Source organism: Yersinia massiliensis CCUG 53443, assembly GCF_000312485.1.
GTDB classification, from domain to species: Bacteria; Pseudomonadota; Gammaproteobacteria; order Enterobacterales; family Enterobacteriaceae; genus Yersinia; species Yersinia massiliensis.
In genome coordinates this window covers 247,648-266,010 of the sequence record NZ_HE997646.1, presented here as the reverse complement: position 1 = coordinate 266,010, position 18,363 = coordinate 247,648, and the positions used below count along the sequence as shown (strand labels likewise).

Here is an 18,363-nt window from a genome sequence, read left to right as displayed (position 1 = left end):
ACCCCTATAATCTGCGGCCACTGTACAGGTCGGCATCATTTTGTCGTAAAAGGAACTGTCTGCCCGCCACACTTATCGGTTGATTGATCAAGTTGAGGGTGGTTCCGAGTCTGGTCAATATTAGAAATCCAATAGAGGTTATCATGGCTTTAGAACGTACTTTCTCCATCATCAAACCCAATGCTGTTGCTAATAATGATATTGGTGCTATCTACGCACGTTTTGAAAGCGCTGGTTTCAAAATTATCGCGGCAAAAATGCTGCACCTGTCTAAAGAACAAGCCGAAGGTTTTTACGCCGAACATAAAGGCCGCCCATTCTTTGATGGTTTGGTCGAATTTATGACATCAGGCCCAATCATGGTTCAAGTGTTGGAAGGCGAAAATGCTGTTCAGCGCCACCGTGATATTATGGGTGCAACTAACCCAGATAACGCTTTGGCCGGGACTTTGCGCGCTGATTTTGCCGATAGCTTCACTGCTAACGCGGTACACGGTTCGGATGCTGTTGAATCTGCTCAGCGTGAAATCGCTTATTTCTTTGCCGCTGATGAGATTTTTTCTCGCAGCTAATTAATTGATTCAGTTTGGAAATGACCGGTATTTAACCAACAGAAACAATAAAGTTGTTCCGGCGCCTTTCCAATCATGGAATCCATGCCTTAAAATTCGTACAATGCCGCGCCTCGGTAGAGTTATCTCTTCTGGGGCGTTTTATTATTTATATTTATTCATATATCGCCGTTTCTGAAGCCATACCTGGTTTATAGCGCAGCGCCGTAAAGTGTAACAACGAGGCCACGACAACTCATGTCCGAACAATTATTAACTGCATCAGCGTCAATTGATGCTGCCCTTCAGCCTGACAATGCGGTTGAAACCTCAACCCCCGTCACTGGCAAAATCAATCTGCTCGATTTAAATCGCCAACAGATGCGTGAGTTTTTCGCCAATATGGGCGAAAAACCTTTCCGAGCAGATCAGGTCATGAAGTGGATGTATCACTATTGCTACGACGATTTCGAGCAAATGACCGACATCAATAAAGTGCTACGCGCGAAGTTACAACGTGTGGCAGAAATTCGCGCACCTGAAGTAGCGGAAGAGCAACGTTCTACCGATGGCACCATTAAATGGGCCATCAAAGTGGGTGATCAGCAAGTCGAAACCGTGTATATCCCGGAAGGCGATCGCGCCACTTTGTGTGTTTCATCGCAGGTAGGCTGTGCGTTAGAGTGCAAGTTCTGCTCAACAGCGCAGCAAGGCTTTAACCGCAACTTACGCGTATCTGAAATCATTGGTCAAGTATGGCGCGCAGCGCAGGTTATCGGCTCACTGAAGTCAACGGGTACTCGTCCTATCACAAACGTGGTGATGATGGGCATGGGCGAACCCTTACTGAACCTGAATAACGTCGTACCCGCCATGGATATCATGATGGATGACTTTGGTTTTGGTCTGTCCAAGCGCCGAGTGACGCTGTCCACTTCTGGCGTTGTTCCGGCGCTGGATAAATTGGGCGATATGATTGATGTGGCACTGGCCATTTCCTTGCATGCACCGACTGACGATATTCGCGATGAAATCGTCCCTATTAACCGTAAATACAATATTGAAACCTTCCTCGCTGGGGTTCGTCGCTATTTGGCAAAATCCAACGCTAATGGTGGGCGGGTTACGGTTGAATACGTTATGCTGGATCACATCAATGACAGTACCGATCAAGCGCATCAATTAGCTGAGTGCTTAAAAGATACGCCATGCAAGATTAACTTGATTCCATGGAACCCGTTCCCTGGTGCACCATATGGTCGTAGCTCTAACAGTCGCGTAGATCGTTTTTCTAAGGTACTGATGGATTACGGTTTTACCACCATTGTTCGTAAGACTCGTGGTGATGATATCGATGCCGCATGTGGTCAGTTGGCCGGTGAAGTGATTGACCGCACTAAACGCACGTTGAAAAAGAAAATGGCGGGTGAACCTATTGCCATTAAGACAGTCTGATTCATAAGATTGGATTGGCTAGGATAACTAATTGTTATTTAACTTATAATTTGTAAGTTTCTCGACAATGAAAAAGTTATTCAAATGCCAGTAATAGGACTAAAATGAGTGTCTGAATTTAGCGCTCATCTTCACAAATAAGGACAATTGAGAAAGCATGAAGCTGATAAGACTGTGGAGAGTTTGCCTGCTAGCAATGGTATTGGCTGGGTGTTCCGGTTCATCGCCGGAAAAAATCAGCCAGCCAGCGGCAGGGCAGACGCGTTTACAACTGGGTTTAGAGTATTTGGCGCAAGGTGATCTTAATGCTGCGCGGCTGAATCTTGAGAAGGCTGTAGAGGCGGATCCGCAGGATTATCGCGCTCAATTGGGCATGGCATTTTATGAGCAGCGTATTGGCGAAAACAATGCGGCAGAGCAGCGTTATCAGCATGCGATGAAACTGGCACCTGGAAATGGCACTGTACTGAATAATTACGGTGCGTTTCTGTGTAGTTTAGGGCAGTATGTACCGGCCCAACAACAGTTTAGCGCAGCAGCGCTGTTACCAGATTACGGGCAGGTTGCTGATAGTCTGGAAAACGCCGGATATTGTTTTTTACGGGCCAACCAAAATGATCAGGCAAAAGTATTGTTGAGCCGAGCATTGAAGTATGACCCAGATAAAGGTGAGTCGCTGCTTGCCGAAGCTGAAAGGCATTTTGGAGAAGGGAATCGCGCTCAGGCGCAACTATTACTGGATGTTTACCAACATACGCTACCAGCCAGTGCTGAAAGTTTATGGTTACAAATTCGTTTCGCCGCGCTAGCAGGCCGTCAAGATAGTGTTCAACGCTATGGCAAGCAGCTTGCGCGAAGTTTTCCACAATCCAAACAGTACCAGCATTTTCTAGCTAATGAATACTGAAGCCTCCCAAGATCAAACTGTTCCAGAGACGACAGGTGTGCGCCTGCGTCAAGCCCGTGAAGCACTCGGGTTCACTCAGCAGACAGTTGCAGAACGTCTGTGTCTGAAAGTATCCACAATTCGTGATATTGAGGAGGATAAAGCACAAGCTAATCTCGCCTCGACATTCCACCGTGGTTACATTCGTTCTTACGCCAAGCTGGTTCATCTTCCTGAAGATGAACTGTTGCCAATGCTAGAAAAACAGGCTCCGGTCAGAGCGACGAAAGTTGCCCCAATGCAGAGTTTTTCATTGGGTAAAAAGCATAAAAAACGTGATGGCTGGTTGATGACGTTCACCTGGCTAATTGTGTTGGTTGTGTTAGGGCTGACTGGCGCATGGTGGTGGCAAAATCATCAGGCGCAACAAGCTGAAATTGCGACAATGGCGGATCAGTCTTCTGCCCAACTGTCGCAAAATGGTGCGCAAAGTGTGCCGTTGACTGATGATAATAGTGATCCTGCAGCATCCTCGGATGCACAGGCACCTATTAGCAGCGAACCAACTTCTACCGCAACGAGTTCAGCGCCAGCGACAAACAGTGCGGCACCAACCGATATGGCCAATAGCCGTGTCGAGACTGCCCCTCAGGGGGCCGCACCAGCAGATTCCGTTGTTGTTTCCCCAAGTCAGGCTCCGCTGCCTGATGTTTCTTCTACTGCGCAATCGCCATTACCAACAGCAGATGCTGGCGTAAATGGTGCCGCATCATCTGCGGGTTCATTAGTCATGAACTTTACCGCTGACTGCTGGCTACAGGTTGTTGATGCCAGTGGGAAAACGTTGTTTAGCGGTATCCAGAAAGGAGGGGCTACCCTCAATCTATCGGGTAAATCGCCTTATAAACTGACCATCGGTGCACCAGGTGCGCTGACGATTACTTATCAGGGTAATCCAGTAGATTTAAGTAAATTTATTAAGGCTAATCGCGTAGCCCGCCTGACTGTCGGTGTAGAGTAATATTGTGGTCTTGACAAACTACAGGGTGGTTCAAATAGACAACCTCTGTAGTTTTGCAAGACTGCTCTGTTGTATAAACTACACGACTGTAAAGGAGAGTGTGTAATGCATAACGAATCCCCAATTATTCGACGTAAATCGACTCGGATTTACGTCGGTAAAGTGCCGATTGGCGATGGTGCGCCGATTGCTGTGCAATCGATGACCAATACCAAAACCACGGATGTTGACGCAACTGTTGCCCAAATCAGAGCCTTGGAACGTGTTGGTGTGGATATCGTGCGTGTCTCAGTCCCGACGATGGATGCGGCGGAAGCATTTAAGTTAATCAAACAGCAGTCTAATGTGCCGCTGGTTGCCGATATTCATTTTGACTACCGTATTGCCCTTAAAGTCGCTGAATATGGTGTTGATTGCCTACGAATTAACCCCGGAAATATTGGTAACGAATCCCGTATTCGGGAGGTGGTCGCTAGCGCCCGCGATCACAATATCCCTATTCGTATTGGTATCAATGGTGGCTCGCTGGAGAAAGATATTCAGGAGAAATACGGTGAACCCACACCGGAAGCATTGCTTGAGTCCGCGATGCGCCATGTCGATATTCTCGATCGTCTTAATTTCGATCAGTTTAAGGTCAGTGTAAAAGCCTCCGATGTTTTCTTAGCCGTAAACTCCTATCGCCTGTTAGCGAAGCAAATTAATAACCCGCTGCATTTAGGGATCACTGAAGCTGGTGGTGCGCGTAGTGGTTCGGTGAAATCGGCGATTGGATTAGGCTTGCTGCTGTCAGAAGGGATTGGCGATACACTGCGTATCTCATTGGCGGCGGATCCTGTCGAGGAAGTCAAAGTAGGTTTCGATATTCTGAAATCACTGCGTATTCGTGCTCGGGGGATTAATTTTATTGCTTGTCCAACCTGCTCTCGTCAAGAGTTCGATGTTATCGGCACGGTGAATGCGCTGGAACAACGATTGGAAGACCTGATTACTCCTATGGACGTTTCTATCATTGGCTGTGTCGTCAATGGGCCGGGTGAGGCATTAGTATCGACCATTGGTGTGACCGGTGCCCGTAATCAAAGTGGTTTCTACGAAGACGGTGTTCGGCAAAGAGAACGTTTTGATAACAAAGAGATGATTGACCAGTTGGAAGCAAAAATTCGCGCCAAAGCTTCAATACTTGATGCTAATAATCGTATTGCTATCAATCAACTAGATGATAAATAAGCGTTATAAGCTATGCAATATTAGCCAGTCAGTAAAAGTGGGCTAGCCCCACTTTATTATTGCGCCGGTAGAGGCAACAAATTGTCGCCATTGAATAAATAGGTAGCAAGCCTCTATAATCGACCTTATTTTTTGCACTATGCCCAGTCTTACTGGGGTTGCTGCTGATGATGCAGCCACTTCATGCTAGATAGGGATAAAACTACAGAGAACAGACGTGGCAAAGAACATTCAAGCCATTCGTGGTATGAACGACTACCTGCCTGCCGACACAGCGATATGGCAGCGCATTGAAAGCATCTTGAAACAAGTGCTTGCAGGCTACGGTTACAGCGAAATTCGCATGCCGATTGTAGAGCAGACCCCGTTATTCAAACGCGCCATTGGTGAAGTCACCGACGTGGTTGAAAAAGAGATGTATACCTTTGACGATCGCAATGGCGAAAGTCTGACTCTGCGTCCGGAAGGCACGGCAGGGTGTGTGCGTGCTGGGATTGAACATGGTCTGCTGTACAATCAGGAACAACGTTTGTGGTACATCGGCCCAATGTTCCGCTACGAGCGCCCGCAAAAAGGCCGCTACCGCCAGTTCCATCAATTAGGCGCTGAAGTTTTTGGTCTACAAGGGCCGGACATTGATGCAGAATTGATTTTGCTGACCGCCCGTTGGTGGCGTGCGTTGGGTATATCAGAACATGTACAGCTTGAACTGAACTCGATTGGTTCCTTAGATGCACGGGCAGATTACCGCGAAGCATTAGTGACGTTTTTGGAGCAACACATTGAGGTGTTGGACGAAGATTGCAAGCGCCGTATGTACAGCAACCCATTGCGCGTATTGGACTCCAAAAATCCTGACGTGCAACAACTGCTCAATGACGCGCCTAAGCTATCTGACTATTTAGATGAAGAGTCAAAACAACATTTTGCCGGTTTGTGTGAACTTTTAGACAAGGCCAGCATCCCATATACCGTTAATGAACGTTTAGTGCGTGGCTTGGATTATTACAACCGCACAGTGTTTGAGTGGGTAACGAGCAGCTTAGGCGCACAAGGCACAGTTTGTGCGGGTGGGCGTTACGATGGTTTGGTTGAACAATTAGGTGGTCGTGCTACGCCTGCTGTAGGGTTTGCTATGGGGCTAGAGCGATTAGTCCTACTGGTGCAGGCCGTCAACGCTGATTTCCAAGTACCAGCAACGGTTGACGTCTATGTCATCTCGTCGGGTCAAAATACGCAAAGTGCCGCGATGCTACTTGCTGAAGATTTGCGTGATGCTATGCCAACGCTGAAGTTAATGACCAATTACGGCGGTGGTAATGTCAAAAAGCAATTTACCCGTGCTGATAAGTGGGGAGCCCGTGTTGCATTAATGCTTGGCGAAAGCGAAGTGGCCGCACAGAAAGTAGTGGTAAAAGATTTGCGGAATGGTGAACAAGAAACGCTGGCGCAAGCAGATGTAGCTGCGCGTCTGGCTTTGATGCTGGGTTAAGGAGAGAGACACCGTGGAAGTCTATACCACTGAAAATGAGCAGGTTGATGCAGTGCGCCGTTTCTTTATTGAGAACGGTAAAGCGCTGGCTGTGGGTGTAGTGCTCGGGATTGGTGCATTAGTAGGTTGGCGTTACTGGCAGGGTCATGAGACGACTGCCATGGCTGACGCTGCCTCTGCCTATCAGCAAGCCAGTGATGCGTTGTCAGCCAATAGCGCTGATGGTGTTGCACTTGCTGAAAAGTTTGTACAGAGCAATACCAATAACTATGGCGTACTTGCCGGACTCGAACTGGCGCACCATTTCGTTGAGCAAAATCAATTTGATAAAGCGGCACAGCAATTGACTCAAGCACTGGGTCAGACCAAAGATGAAAACCTGCTGTCACTGATCAATTTGCGTCTTGCTCGTTTGCAACTGCAACTGAAAAAACCAGACGAAGCGCTGAAAACTTTGGATGCAGTCCAAGGTGATGGCTGGTCTGCAATGGCTCAAGATGTTCGTGGCGATGCGTTATTAAGTAAAGGTGACATCCCTGGTGCTCGGGCTGCTTACACTAAAGGCGTCGAATCCAATGCTTCTCAGGCGCTGCAAGCTTTGCTGCGCATGAAATTGAATAATTTGTCCAGCTAAGGGGTATTCCCATGCAATTGCGTAAAACACTCTTAGTAGGACTCGTCTCTGTTGCCCTATTGAGCGGTTGTTCGCTGTTTAACAGTGAAGAAGATGTGGTGACCATGTCGCCACTGCCAAAAGTTGAGAACCAATTCACGCCAACTAAAGTATGGAGTACGTCTGTGGGTGGTGGTGTTGGTGATTATTACTCTCATTTGCGCCCAGCTTGGCAGGGGACAACCGTCTTTGCCGCTGACCGTAAAGGCTTGGTGAAAGCCATGGACGCAGACACGGGGAAACAAATCTGGCAAACCGATCTGTCGGAGAAAACCAACTTCCTCACCAGTAATCGATCAGCAATGCTCTCAGGTGGTGTAACAGCCTCTGGTGCACATGTGTACGTCGGTAGTGAGAAAGCGGTGGTTTATGCCCTTAATTCTGACGACGGCCAAGTTGCTTGGCAAACCGTGGTCGCGGGTGAAGCCTTATCTCGCCCAGTCGTCAGCGATGGTGTGGTACTGATTCACACTTCAAATGGTATGCTGCAAGCGCTAAATGAATCTGACGGTGCGATTAAGTGGACACTCAATCTAGACACGCCAGCATTGTCTCTGCGGGGCGAATCTGCACCGGCAGTGGCATTCGGTGCAGCGATTGTTGGTGGTGATAACGGCCGCGTCAGTGCAGTGATGATGGAACAAGGCCAATTGATTTGGCAGCAGCGTATTTCTCAAGTGACCGGCACCACTGAAATTGACCGCCTAAATGATGTCGATACGACACCTGTTGTGGTTGATGGTGTGGTCTATGCACTGGCTTATAACGGTAACCTGACTGCACTGGATCTGCGTTCTGGCCAGATTATATGGAAACGCGAAATGGGGTCAGTCAACGACATTATTGTTGATGGCGGCCGTATTTATCTGGTCGATCAGAATGACCGAATTGTTGCACTGAAGACTGATGGTGGCATAACCCTTTGGAGCCAAAGCGATTTATTACATCGTAACTTGACTGCTCCAGTAATGTATAATGGTTATCTGGTGGTCGGTGATGCTGAAGGTTATCTGCACTGGGTGAATACGGATGATGGCCGTTTCGTCGCTCAGCAAAGTGTGGACAGCTCTGGTTTCTTAAGTGCGCCAGTGGTTGCCAGCGATAAGCTGCTGGTTCAGGCTAGAGGCGGCACGGTTTACGCGTTCACCCGTTAATTATGATTCAGAGCCTGTTTAACAGGCCAATACCCGAATTCATTGGCGTTACAGCAAAGCAGCAAATGAATGAATGCCGCTAAACCGTTGTAACGTCGAGGACGAAGGATTCAAAGCGGCTCCTGATGATCAGGGGCCGTTTGTATTCTATAAACTGTGCTGTTGAAGGTTTTGTTCAGCGCGGTAACGCTTTGAAAATTAAGTAATGAGGCTTCAACAATGATACCTATCATCGCGCTGGTCGGGCGCCCGAATGTGGGTAAATCCACTTTATTTAACCGCTTAACGCACACCCGTGATGCGTTAGTTGCGGACTTTCCCGGACTCACGCGTGACCGCAAATATGGTCGTGCCGAAGTCGAAGGGCATGAATTTATTGTTATCGATACCGGTGGTATTGATGGCACAGAAGACGGTGTAGAAACCAAAATGGCCGGCCAATCGTTATTAGCGATTGAAGAGGCTGATATTGTGCTGTTTATGGTTGATGCTCGTGCAGGGCTGATGCCTGCGGATCAGGGTATCGTCCAGCATTTGCGTAGCCGTGAGAAAGCCACTTTTCTGGTTGCTAACAAGACTGATGGTATTGACCCAGATACAGCCACCGCTGATTTCTATTCATTAGGCTTGGGTGAAGTGCATGCGATTGCAGCTTCCCATGGCCGTGGCGTGACTCAACTGATTGAAGATGTCATGGCGCCATACATTGACGCCGAAGAGCCTGAAGTTGAGTTGACCGATGAAGAGGCAAACGCGGCTTATTGGGCTGCGCAGGAAGCGGATGAAGACGAAATTCCTGAAGACGACGAAGAGGATGATTTCGATCCGCGCAGTCTGCCAATCAAACTGGCTATTGTTGGGCGCCCTAATGTAGGTAAGTCCACACTAACTAACCGTATCCTCGGTGAAGACCGTGTGGTGGTGTATGACTTGCCGGGTACCACCCGTGACAGTATTTACATCCCGATGACACGTGATGAACGTGAATATGTCTTGATTGATACTGCTGGCGTGCGCAAACGCGGTAAAGTCACTGAAACTGTTGAGAAATTCTCGGTTATCAAAACCTTGCAGGCCATCGAAGATTCCAACGTAGTGTTGCTGGTTATTGATGCCCGTGATGGTATTTCAGATCAGGATCTGTCGTTGCTAGGTTTCATTCTCAATAGTGGGCGCTCACTTGTTATTGCGGTCAATAAATGGGATGGCATGACAGAAGAAGCGCGTACGCAAGTGAAAGATATGCTGGACCTGCGTCTTGGCTTTGTTGACTTTGCCCGTATTCACTTTATTTCTGCATTACACGGCAGCGGCGTTGGCAACCTGTTTGAATCCATCCAAGAAGCTTATGACTGTTCGACTAAGCGAGTCGGGACTTCATTACTGACCCGTATTATGCAAATGGCGGAAGAAGACCATCAGCCACCTTTGGTTCGTGGTCGCCGCGTTAAGCTGAAATATGCTCATGCGGGGGGTTATAACCCACCGATAGTGGTTATCCACGGTAATCAGGTGACGGATCTGGCTGATTCTTACAAACGCTACCTGATGAATTACTTCCGCCGTTCACTGAAAGTGATGGGTACGCCAATTCGTATTCAGTTTAAAGAGGGTGAGAACCCGTTTGCGGGCAAGCGCAATACCTTAACGCCGAATCAAATGCGTAAGCGTAAACGGTTAATGTCGCACCTGAAAAAAGGCAAGTAACGACAGTAAAGCGCGGATGTTCCGCGCTTTTTGTCTATTTAGCGTTATGCCTTTTATCATCAGCATGGGCTAGTCCCAAACTTAGATTGTGTCACGGTAAGCAAAAGGAGTTGAGAGCCAACGATGTCTTGGGAAACGTGGAGTTTTGCATTCGGTGTCACAGTGCCGAACCTACTGATGATGTTACTCGGTATGCTGTTGCGGCGCGGTGGTCTGTTGGATGACCGTTTCTGTGATGGCGCAACGCGTTTGGTTTTCAATCTCGCCCTCCCTTGCCTGCTGTTTTTCAGTATCGCCACCAATAATGTCAGCCTGATGGATAACCTGCCATTGGTTATCTACGGCGCAATTGGAACCCTGCTGACCTTCCTACTGCTTGAATTCTCGGCCAAATGGTTAGTCAAAGACCCAAAAGAGCGCGGGGTTTTCGTGCAGGGTGGTTTTCGGGCGAATACTGCCATTGTCGGCTTGGCTTTCGCGATGACAGCCTATGGCGCCGAAGGTGTTGCTCTGGGGTCAATGTATCTCACGGTCACGGTGATATTGTTTAATATGTTATCGGTGATAACGCTCACCCGCAGCCTACAGTCGGGGCAGGGTGGCAAAATTAGCAAACTATCCTTGCTGCGTAGCATCGTCACTAATCCTTTGATCATTGGGCTATTATGCGGCTTGGCCTATGCTCAGACTCGATTACCGATCCCAACAGTGATTGTGCAGACAGGTGGCTATATTTCTGCATTAGCCCTCCCATTGGCTCTGTTATGTACAGGGGCGAGCCTCGATTGGCAGGCAATGTTCCGTTCGTCTAACGTGGCGGCATTATCTTCGGTAGCCAAATTATTCGTAGTCCCTTTTTTGATGACGTTTGGCGGCATACTGATGGGCTTTCGCGGGGCGACGCTTGGGATTATTTTCCTCTTTTCTGCCACGCCAACCGCCGCGGGTAGTTATGTTATGACGCGTGCAATGGGAGGCAACGCCACCTTAGCCGCGAATATCATTGCGCTGACGACTGTCGGATCTTTCTTCACCACGGCACTGGGGATTTATTTCTTACGGTCGATGGGTGTGATGTGATTTTTTAATGCAAGTGCAGGAGCGAAATGATGGAAGCGTTATGTCCGGTTTGCCAAAAAGTGATGGGTGAAGTCAGTGGTCACTTCCATTGCAGTCACTGCCAGGGCAACTATCAGCAGCAGGCCGAGTGCCCTGAATGCGGCAAGCCTCTGCAAGTGCTGAAAGCCTGCGGTGCAGTAGATTATTTTTGCCAGCAGGGCCATGGGCTGGTTTCGAAAAGCCGCGTGCGATTTAGTTATCTGCCAACGGCCTAATGGCATAGCGATAAGTTAATGAACGGCGCTAATTTTCAGTTGTTTTACGCTGGCGGGGCTTCTTCGCCACCTTGATTTGAGTGATTTCACTTTCCACCCAACCATCCTGTAGACGGGTGGTTAGCTTATCGCCGGCATGAACTTGCTTGGTGGTCTTGAGAAGTGCGCCCGCAGGGGTTTGTGTCACGCTGTAGCCACGAGCCAACGTCGCCAATGGGCTGACCGTTTCCAGTTGCGAACAGGCGATACCAAAGCGCTGGCGGTAGTCATTGAGTTGGCGCTCCAATGCTTGACGCAAACGGTATTCCTGTTGTTGTACTCGCTGGCTATAACGGTGAATTTGCCCTTGCGGTTGAGCTTGAACCAAACGTTGCTGGAGCCGTTCGGTACGCTTCCCCAATACGCGAATTTGTGTCTGCGCACTCTCTGCTAAACGACGTTGTAGTTTCAACAGCAGGGTTTGCTGGCGTGCCAGACGCAAATGTGGATGTTGCTGCTGCAAGCGATGTTCAAGTCGAGTGAATTGCTGGCTACGTTGTGCCAGATAGTAATCCATCGCCATTTCCATTCTTTGTTGCTGCCCCTGTATTTGCCTGACCAGTTCCAGCTGGTTACGGCTGACTAACTCTGCTGCGGCAGAAGGGGTTGGGGCGCGTAAGTCGGCAACAAAATCAGCGATAGTGACATCGGTTTCATGGCCGACTGCGCTGACAATGGGAATTCGGCTGCTAAAAATGGCGCGAGCAACTCGCTCGTCGTTAAAACTCCATAAATCTTCCAACGAACCACCGCCACGCCCGACAATCAATACATCGCATTCGGCCCGCAGGTTAGCGAGTTGAATGGCGCGGACTATCTGCATTGGCGCATCAGCACCTTGTACCGCCGTTGGGTAAATAATCACCGGTAGCGAAGGGTCACGGCGTTGCAACACTTGCAACACGTCGTGTAACGCCGCGCCACTGGATGAGGTAATGACCCCGACTTGTTTGGCGGGGCTGGGAAGGGGTTGCTTAGTGCTTGGTTCAAATAGCCCTTCTGCGGCCAATTTTTGCTTCAACTGCTCAAATTGTTGTTGCAGCAATCCGTCACCGGCAGGCTGCATGCTTTCGGCAATTAACTGATAGTCACCACGGGGTTCATAAAGCGTAATCGATGCCCTGACCAAAACTTGTTGACCATTCTGTGGCCGAAAAGTGGTACGGCGGTTGGTATTGCGAAACATCGCACAACGCACCTGCGCCCGATCATCTTTTAGGGTGAAATACCAGTGGCCGGAAGAGGGCTGAGAGAAATTAGAAATCTCAGCGGTGAGCCAAATCTGGCCCATTTCCATTTCCAGCAGTTGTCGCACCGTCTGATTTAGGCGGCTGACGGTAAAAATTGTTGAGGCAGAAGATTGTGACATGTGACCTAGATCAAATTTTAAAACAAGCACTTAATTGATCGATATTACCTACCTGAAACCGGTTGGCAAGAAATATTCTGAAAAAGTACTGGAGGCAAACGGTTACGCTCTGTAGAATGCCACGGCAATATTTTATCTTTTCACATTCACCTTGGTGAGATATTGCCCATGCTACGTATCGCGAAAGAAGCTCTAACGTTTGACGACGTCCTCTTGGTTCCAGCCCACTCCACAGTACTGCCTAATACGGCGGAACTTGGCACTCAACTGACTGCAACTATCCGCCTAAATATTCCTATGCTCTCTGCAGCCATGGATACCGTTACCGAAGCTCGTTTGGCCATTGCATTGGCACAAGAAGGCGGTTTAGGTTTCATCCACAAAAATATGTCCATTGAGCGCCAAGCTGAAGAAGTTAGCCGGGTCAAAAAGCACGAAAGTGGTGTTGTGACCGAACCACAGACAGTGACACCAACGACGACTCTACGCCAAGTTAAGGAACTGACAGCCCGTAATGGCTTCGCCGGTTATCCGGTCGTGACCGAAGATTATGAGTTGGTTGGGATCATCACTGGCCGTGACGTTCGTTTCGTCACCGATTTGGATCAACCCGTGACAGCGGTGATGACACCAAAAGAGCGGCTGGTTACCGTCAAGGAAGGCGAAGCGCGCGAAGTTGTGCTGCAAAAAATGCATGAAAAACGTGTAGAAAAAGCGTTGGTAGTTGATGATAGCTTCCACTTGCGCGGCATGATCACCGTGAAAGACTTCCAAAAAGCAGAACGCAAGCCAAACGCCTGTAAAGACGAACATGGCCGCTTACGTGTTGGCGCTGCTGTCGGGGCTGGTGCAGGTAACGAAGAGCGTGTAGATGCTTTAGTGGCTGCGGGTGTGGATGTCTTGCTGATTGACTCATCTCATGGTCACTCTGAAGGCGTGTTACAGCGCATTCGTGAAACGCGAGCTAAATATCCAAATCTGCAAATCGTCGGCGGTAACGTTGCAACAGGTGCCGGTGCGAAGGCTCTGGCTGATGCTGGCGTGAGTGCTGTTAAAGTGGGTATCGGCCCTGGTTCTATCTGTACTACTCGTATTGTTACCGGTGTTGGTGTGCCGCAGATCACAGCGATTGCCGATGCAGTTGAAGCTTTGGAAGGCACCGGTATTCCGGTGATCGCTGATGGCGGCATTCGTTTCTCTGGTGATATTGCGAAAGCCATCGCGGCTGGCGCGGCATGTGTCATGGTCGGATCTATGTTGGCGGGCACAGAAGAGTCTCCAGGCGAAATCGAACTGTATCAAGGCCGCTCGTTTAAATCTTACCGTGGTATGGGGTCACTGGGCGCGATGTCCAAAGGCTCTTCAGACCGTTACTTCCAGACCGATAATGCTGCCGATAAATTAGTGCCAGAAGGCATTGAAGGGCGTGTGGCTTACAAAGGTCTGCTTAAAGAGATTGTGCATCAACAAATGGGTGGCCTGCGTTCATGTATGGGGCTGACTGGCTGTGGCACCATCAATGAATTGCGTACCAAAGCTGAGTTTGTTCGTATCAGTGGCGCAGGTATTCAAGAAAGCCATGTGCATGATGTGACCATTACCAAAGAGTCACCGAACTACCGCATGGGCTAATGCCTTAGGTGGAACCGGTGAGTTTGATTTTCGTCCGCTGTGCATGCTATACAGCGGTCGTCAATTCACTTCTTGGTCCCGCCGACGGGAATGCTTTTAGTTATTTATTTTTATTAAAAACCCTTGGAATACGCCGCACATGACAAAAAATATCCATAAACATCGCATTCTTATTCTTGATTTCGGCTCGCAATACACCCAACTGGTGGCGCGCCGCGTTCGTGAAATTGGTGTCTATTGTGAATTATGGGCGTGGGACGTGACCGAAGCCCAAATCCGTGACTTTAATCCAAGCGGTATTATCCTTTCCGGCGGCCCTGAAAGCACCACAGAGCATGACAGCCCACGAGCGCCTGATTATGTGTTCACTGCGGGTGTGCCAGTATTGGGTGTGTGTTACGGCATGCAAACCATGGCCATGCAGTTGGGTGGTAAAGTTGAAGGGTCAAATCAGCGTGAATTTGGTTATGCGCAGGTTGAAATTAAAACGGATAGTGCACTTATCCGTGATATTAAAGATGCCATCAATCCGGCCGGTGAAGCTGTTCTCGATGTGTGGATGAGCCATGGCGATAAAGTCACTGCTATTCCATCCGATTTCGTGACAGTTGCCAGTACTGATACTTGTCCGTTTGCCATTATGGCCAACGAAGAAAAGCATTTTTATGGCGTGCAGTTCCACCCAGAAGTGACGCACACCAAGCAAGGTCAACGTCTGCTTGAGCGCTTTGTTCTCGATATCTGTGCCTGCGAAGCACTGTGGACGCCGGCAACGATTATCGAAGATGCGATTGTCCGCTTGCGTGAACAAATCGGTGAAGATCACGTGATCCTCGGCTTGTCCGGCGGTGTTGATTCATCCGTGACCGCAATGCTGCTGCATCGCGCGATTGGTAAGCGTCTGACTTGTGTGTTTGTCGATAACGGCTTGCTGCGCTTAAACGAAGCGGATCAAGTGCTGGAAATGTTCGGCGATAAATTCGGCCTAAATATTGTCCATGTTGCAGCAGAAGATCGTTTCCTTGCCGCCCTGGCGGGTGTGGACGAGCCTGAAGCAAAACGCAAAATTATTGGTCGCGTATTTGTTGAGCTTTTCGACGAAGAAGCTTGCAAGCAAGATCAAGTTAAGTGGTTGGCGCAGGGGACGATTTATCCAGACGTGATTGAATCAGCTGCATCCGCTACCGGTAAAGCACATGTGATCAAATCGCACCACAATGTGGGCGGCTTGCCGAAAGAAATGAAACTTGGGCTGGTAGAGCCACTGAAAGAATTGTTTAAAGATGAAGTGCGCAAAATCGGTCTGGAATTGGGCTTGCCGTATGACATGCTGTACCGTCATCCATTCCCAGGTCCTGGCTTAGGTGTCCGTGTCCTTGGCGAAGTGAAAAAAGAGTATTGTGATTTACTGCGCCGCGCTGACGCCATCTTTATCGAAGAGCTGCACAAAGCGGATCTGTACAATAAAGTCAGCCAAGCCTTTACCGTGTTCCTACCTGTTCGTTCTGTCGGCGTGATGGGTGATGGCCGCAAATATGATTGGGTTGTCTCGCTGCGCGCGGTTGAAACCATTGATTTTATGACAGCTCATTGGGCGCACCTGCCTTATGACTTCTTAGGCCGCGTTTCGAACCGTATCATCAATGAAGTGAATGGCATCTCACGTGTCGTTTACGATATCAGTGGAAAACCCCCTGCGACCATCGAGTGGGAATGATTTCAGCCTGCACGGAAAAGCAGTAAAATACCTCTAAACCCGCGTAACTGCGGGTTTTTTTGTTTCTTAGCCAAATAATTGGTATCCGCAGGAAATTCGTTAGACGTACACATTTCTAATAGCAGAATTTTTTAGCGACTTCATTAGAGTAACATACACGTCTTAGTGGCCATTTGTAGTGATAATCTGAAAATAATCTTTAATATTCAATGTGATAAATTGATCGTGCTACTATGCGCTCATGAAAACGACACCGACACCTCATGATGCAATTTTTAAACAATTTATGACCCATCAACAAACTGCTCGTGATTTTTTGGAGATTCACTTACCCCTTGAATTACGGAAAATTTGTGACTTAAACACTCTACAATTAGAATCGAGCAGTTTTATCGAAAATGACTTACGTGCCTATTACTCTGACGTCCTCTATTCGCTAAGAACGCAGGCACAGGACGGATATATTTATGCCCTAATCGAACATCAAAGTTCACCTGATAAGCATATGGCTTTTCGGTTGATGCGTTATGCCATCGCAGCTATGCAACGTCATCTTGAAGCTGGCAATGACAAACTACCGCTGGTTATTCCCATTTTGTTTTACCATGGTCAGGCAACGCCGTATCCATATCCAATGAACTGGCTGCAAGCGTTTAACACACCAACTCTGGCGAGGAAGTTGTATGGTGGTGACTTTCCATTAGTTGATGTGACTGTGATCCCTGATGATGAAATCATGACTCATCGGAGTATCGCCATGCTCGAACTGTTGCAAAAACACATACGTCAGCGTGATATCTCTGAACTGATGGACCCACTGGTCACGCTACTCTCAAGCAGTTACACTACAAAAGATCAGCTAATCTCATTGATAAATTACATGCTACAAAATGGTGAGGATTCGGCCCCGAAAACGTTTATCTGGGAACTGGCCTGTCGTTCGCCACAGCACAAGGAGCTACTCATGACGATTGCACAAAAATTGAGACAAGAAGGCATTCAAGAAGGTCACCTAGAAGGTGCAAAAGAAATGGCAGTGAAAATTGCCAACTCTCTGCTGGCTAATGGTGTTGATCGCTCTATCGTTATGAAAACAACAGGCCTGAGTGAAAACGAATTGATGCAAGTCTGCCATTAACTCCTTAATATCGACCCACAGTTTTGGTGCGTCAATGTAGAATTGTTAGTTACCGCAACCTCTGCTCTCGCAGAGGATTTCCCCTTAATTGCATCATCCACACCTAATTTGCCACGTCACCAAATCACCTTTGCTACTCTATTCAATCAGCGCTGGAGTTTATGGCTCTGGAATTTGAGGGGCAGCATTTCGAACCTGATAGCAGTAAAGATGCGCAATGGAATCAAGGGGCTTGCTTTGTTGAGGCGTTAGGTCACTGTGGTGAATGCCATACGCTACGCAATATCACCATGGAATGAAAGACAGCAAATCCTATGCGACGGGCGGAGATTGACGGTTGGACGGGATTTAATATGACGTCTGATCCACACGTGGGGGCGGCAGTTGTAGTCAGGAACAGATCGTGCAATACCTGCATACCGACCACGTTTGACGGTAAATCCCTTAAGCTTATTTGAGCTTTTCATTATGCCAATGCATTAAAACGTAGTCGCCGTCGTTACTCCTGCCGGTAGCGATTGCCACCCATCCCTGTTTTTGATAAAACGCCAGTGCTCGCTGGTTTTTCGCCAGACATTTGAGTGAACCGTGGCTGGTAAATAGTGCTTGTGCTGCTTGTAATAGGGCTTTGCCTGCCCCGAAATGCTGAGCCTGCGGATCAATAAAGAGGTTATGCAGAAAGCTTTCCTGCATAAAAATTGAAGCGAAACCCACGAGCCTATCACCCTCAATGGCGACCAAAATTGTTTCACCTAGCGTAGAACGGTCAAAATCTTCCAAACGAAACTGCTCACTATCCAGCCAACTAAAGGCAGCTCGCCGTGATGCCAGAAATAAGGTGCGCAGAAAAGGGCGGTCACTTTCCTGATATGGACGAATCTTAATGCTCATACTTCGATTATACCTCTAAGACACAGCCTGTTAGCGGTCCTGCTTTGCGGTTGTATGAATGCATCATTGATCTT

General features: G+C 48.4%; 17 protein-coding genes. 15 read left to right on the top strand and 2 right to left on the bottom strand.

Annotated features, from left to right (window positions below; all coding sequences use genetic code 11):
• Positions 1–143: 143 nt before the first annotated feature.
• From ndk to BN68_RS15905, 11 genes are all read left to right on the top strand, one after another.
• Positions 144–572, top strand: coding sequence for a nucleoside-diphosphate kinase (gene ndk / locus BN68_RS15955; protein WP_019212172.1), 429 nt, complete (start codon positions 144–146; stop codon positions 570–572).
• Between the two features lie 237 nt (positions 573–809).
• A complete protein-coding gene (locus BN68_RS15950) occupies positions 810–2,006 on the top strand; it encodes a bifunctional tRNA (adenosine(37)-C2)-methyltransferase TrmG/ribosomal RNA large subunit methyltransferase RlmN (RefSeq protein ID WP_019212171.1) in 1,197 nt (398 codons plus the stop codon).
• Between the two features lie 157 nt (positions 2,007–2,163).
• Positions 2,164–2,913 (top strand): type IV pilus biogenesis/stability protein PilW, encoded by a 750-nt coding sequence (gene pilW / locus BN68_RS15945; RefSeq protein ID WP_019212170.1) that lies wholly within the window; start codon positions 2,164–2,166, stop codon positions 2,911–2,913.
• Entirely contained in the window at positions 2,903–3,913 is a 1,011-nt protein-coding gene (gene rodZ, locus BN68_RS15940) for a cytoskeleton protein RodZ (protein ID WP_019212169.1), read from the top strand. The genes pilW and rodZ overlap by 11 nt, the downstream gene beginning before the upstream one ends.
• A gap of 105 nt (positions 3,914–4,018) precedes the next feature.
• Positions 4,019–5,143 (top strand): flavodoxin-dependent (E)-4-hydroxy-3-methylbut-2-enyl-diphosphate synthase, encoded by a 1,125-nt coding sequence (gene ispG, locus BN68_RS15935; protein ID WP_019212168.1) that lies wholly within the window; start codon positions 4,019–4,021, stop codon positions 5,141–5,143.
• A gap of 217 nt (positions 5,144–5,360) precedes the next feature.
• Entirely contained in the window at positions 5,361–6,635 is a 1,275-nt protein-coding gene (hisS, locus tag BN68_RS15930; protein ID WP_042806862.1) for a histidine--tRNA ligase, read from the top strand.
• 13 nt (positions 6,636–6,648) lie between these two features.
• The gene (locus BN68_RS15925; RefSeq protein WP_019212167.1) at positions 6,649–7,269 is read left to right on the top strand and encodes a YfgM family protein; all 621 of its coding nucleotides are present in this window, start codon (positions 6,649–6,651) and stop codon (positions 7,267–7,269) included.
• An 11-nt stretch (positions 7,270–7,280) separates the two neighbouring features.
• Positions 7,281–8,462, top strand: a complete 1,182-nt coding sequence (gene bamB / locus BN68_RS15920; RefSeq protein WP_019212166.1) for an outer membrane protein assembly factor BamB — start codon at positions 7,281–7,283, stop codon at positions 8,460–8,462.
• Between the two features lie 219 nt (positions 8,463–8,681).
• A complete protein-coding gene (der, locus tag BN68_RS15915; protein ID WP_019212165.1) occupies positions 8,682–10,169 on the top strand; it encodes a ribosome biogenesis GTPase Der in 1,488 nt (495 codons plus the stop codon).
• Positions 10,170–10,292: 123 nt separating this feature from the next.
• Positions 10,293–11,249 carry an AEC family transporter gene (locus BN68_RS15910; RefSeq protein WP_019212164.1) on the top strand — a complete coding sequence of 319 codons (957 nt, stop codon included), beginning with the start codon at positions 10,293–10,295 and terminating at the stop codon, positions 11,247–11,249.
• 29 nt (positions 11,250–11,278) lie between these two features.
• Positions 11,279–11,503, top strand: coding sequence for a zinc ribbon domain-containing protein (locus BN68_RS15905; protein WP_019212163.1), 225 nt, complete (start codon positions 11,279–11,281; stop codon positions 11,501–11,503).
• A gap of 28 nt (positions 11,504–11,531) precedes the next feature.
• Here BN68_RS15905 and xseA read toward each other — a convergent pair whose 3' ends face one another.
• Positions 11,532–12,911 (bottom strand): exodeoxyribonuclease VII large subunit, encoded by a 1,380-nt coding sequence (gene xseA / locus BN68_RS15900; protein ID WP_019212162.1) that lies wholly within the window; start codon positions 12,909–12,911, stop codon positions 11,532–11,534.
• Positions 12,912–13,079: 168 nt separating this feature from the next.
• Here xseA and guaB point away from each other — a divergent pair, with 168 nt between their 5' ends.
• The 4 genes from guaB (at position 13,080) to BN68_RS24365 (ending at position 17,697) form a co-directional block, all read left to right on the top strand.
• Positions 13,080–14,543: an IMP dehydrogenase gene (guaB, locus tag BN68_RS15895; RefSeq protein ID WP_019212161.1), complete on the top strand. Its 1,464-nt coding sequence runs from the start codon at positions 13,080–13,082 to the stop codon at positions 14,541–14,543.
• A gap of 139 nt (positions 14,544–14,682) precedes the next feature.
• A complete protein-coding gene (gene guaA / locus BN68_RS15890) occupies positions 14,683–16,260 on the top strand; it encodes a glutamine-hydrolyzing GMP synthase (protein WP_019212160.1) in 1,578 nt (525 codons plus the stop codon).
• A 241-nt stretch (positions 16,261–16,501) separates the two neighbouring features.
• The gene (locus tag BN68_RS15885) at positions 16,502–17,398 is read left to right on the top strand and encodes an Rpn family recombination-promoting nuclease/putative transposase (protein ID WP_019212159.1); all 897 of its coding nucleotides are present in this window, start codon (positions 16,502–16,504) and stop codon (positions 17,396–17,398) included.
• A gap of 161 nt (positions 17,399–17,559) precedes the next feature.
• Positions 17,560–17,697 (top strand): hypothetical protein, encoded by a 138-nt coding sequence (locus BN68_RS24365; RefSeq protein WP_019212158.1) that lies wholly within the window; start codon positions 17,560–17,562, stop codon positions 17,695–17,697.
• A gap of 151 nt (positions 17,698–17,848) precedes the next feature.
• Here the strand turns inward: BN68_RS24365 and BN68_RS15880 are convergent, their stop codons facing one another.
• On the bottom strand, positions 17,849–18,289 hold the full coding sequence (locus BN68_RS15880) for a GNAT family N-acetyltransferase (RefSeq protein ID WP_019212157.1): 441 nt from the start codon (positions 18,287–18,289) through the stop codon (positions 17,849–17,851).
• Between the last annotated feature and the right edge of the window lie 74 nt (positions 18,290–18,363).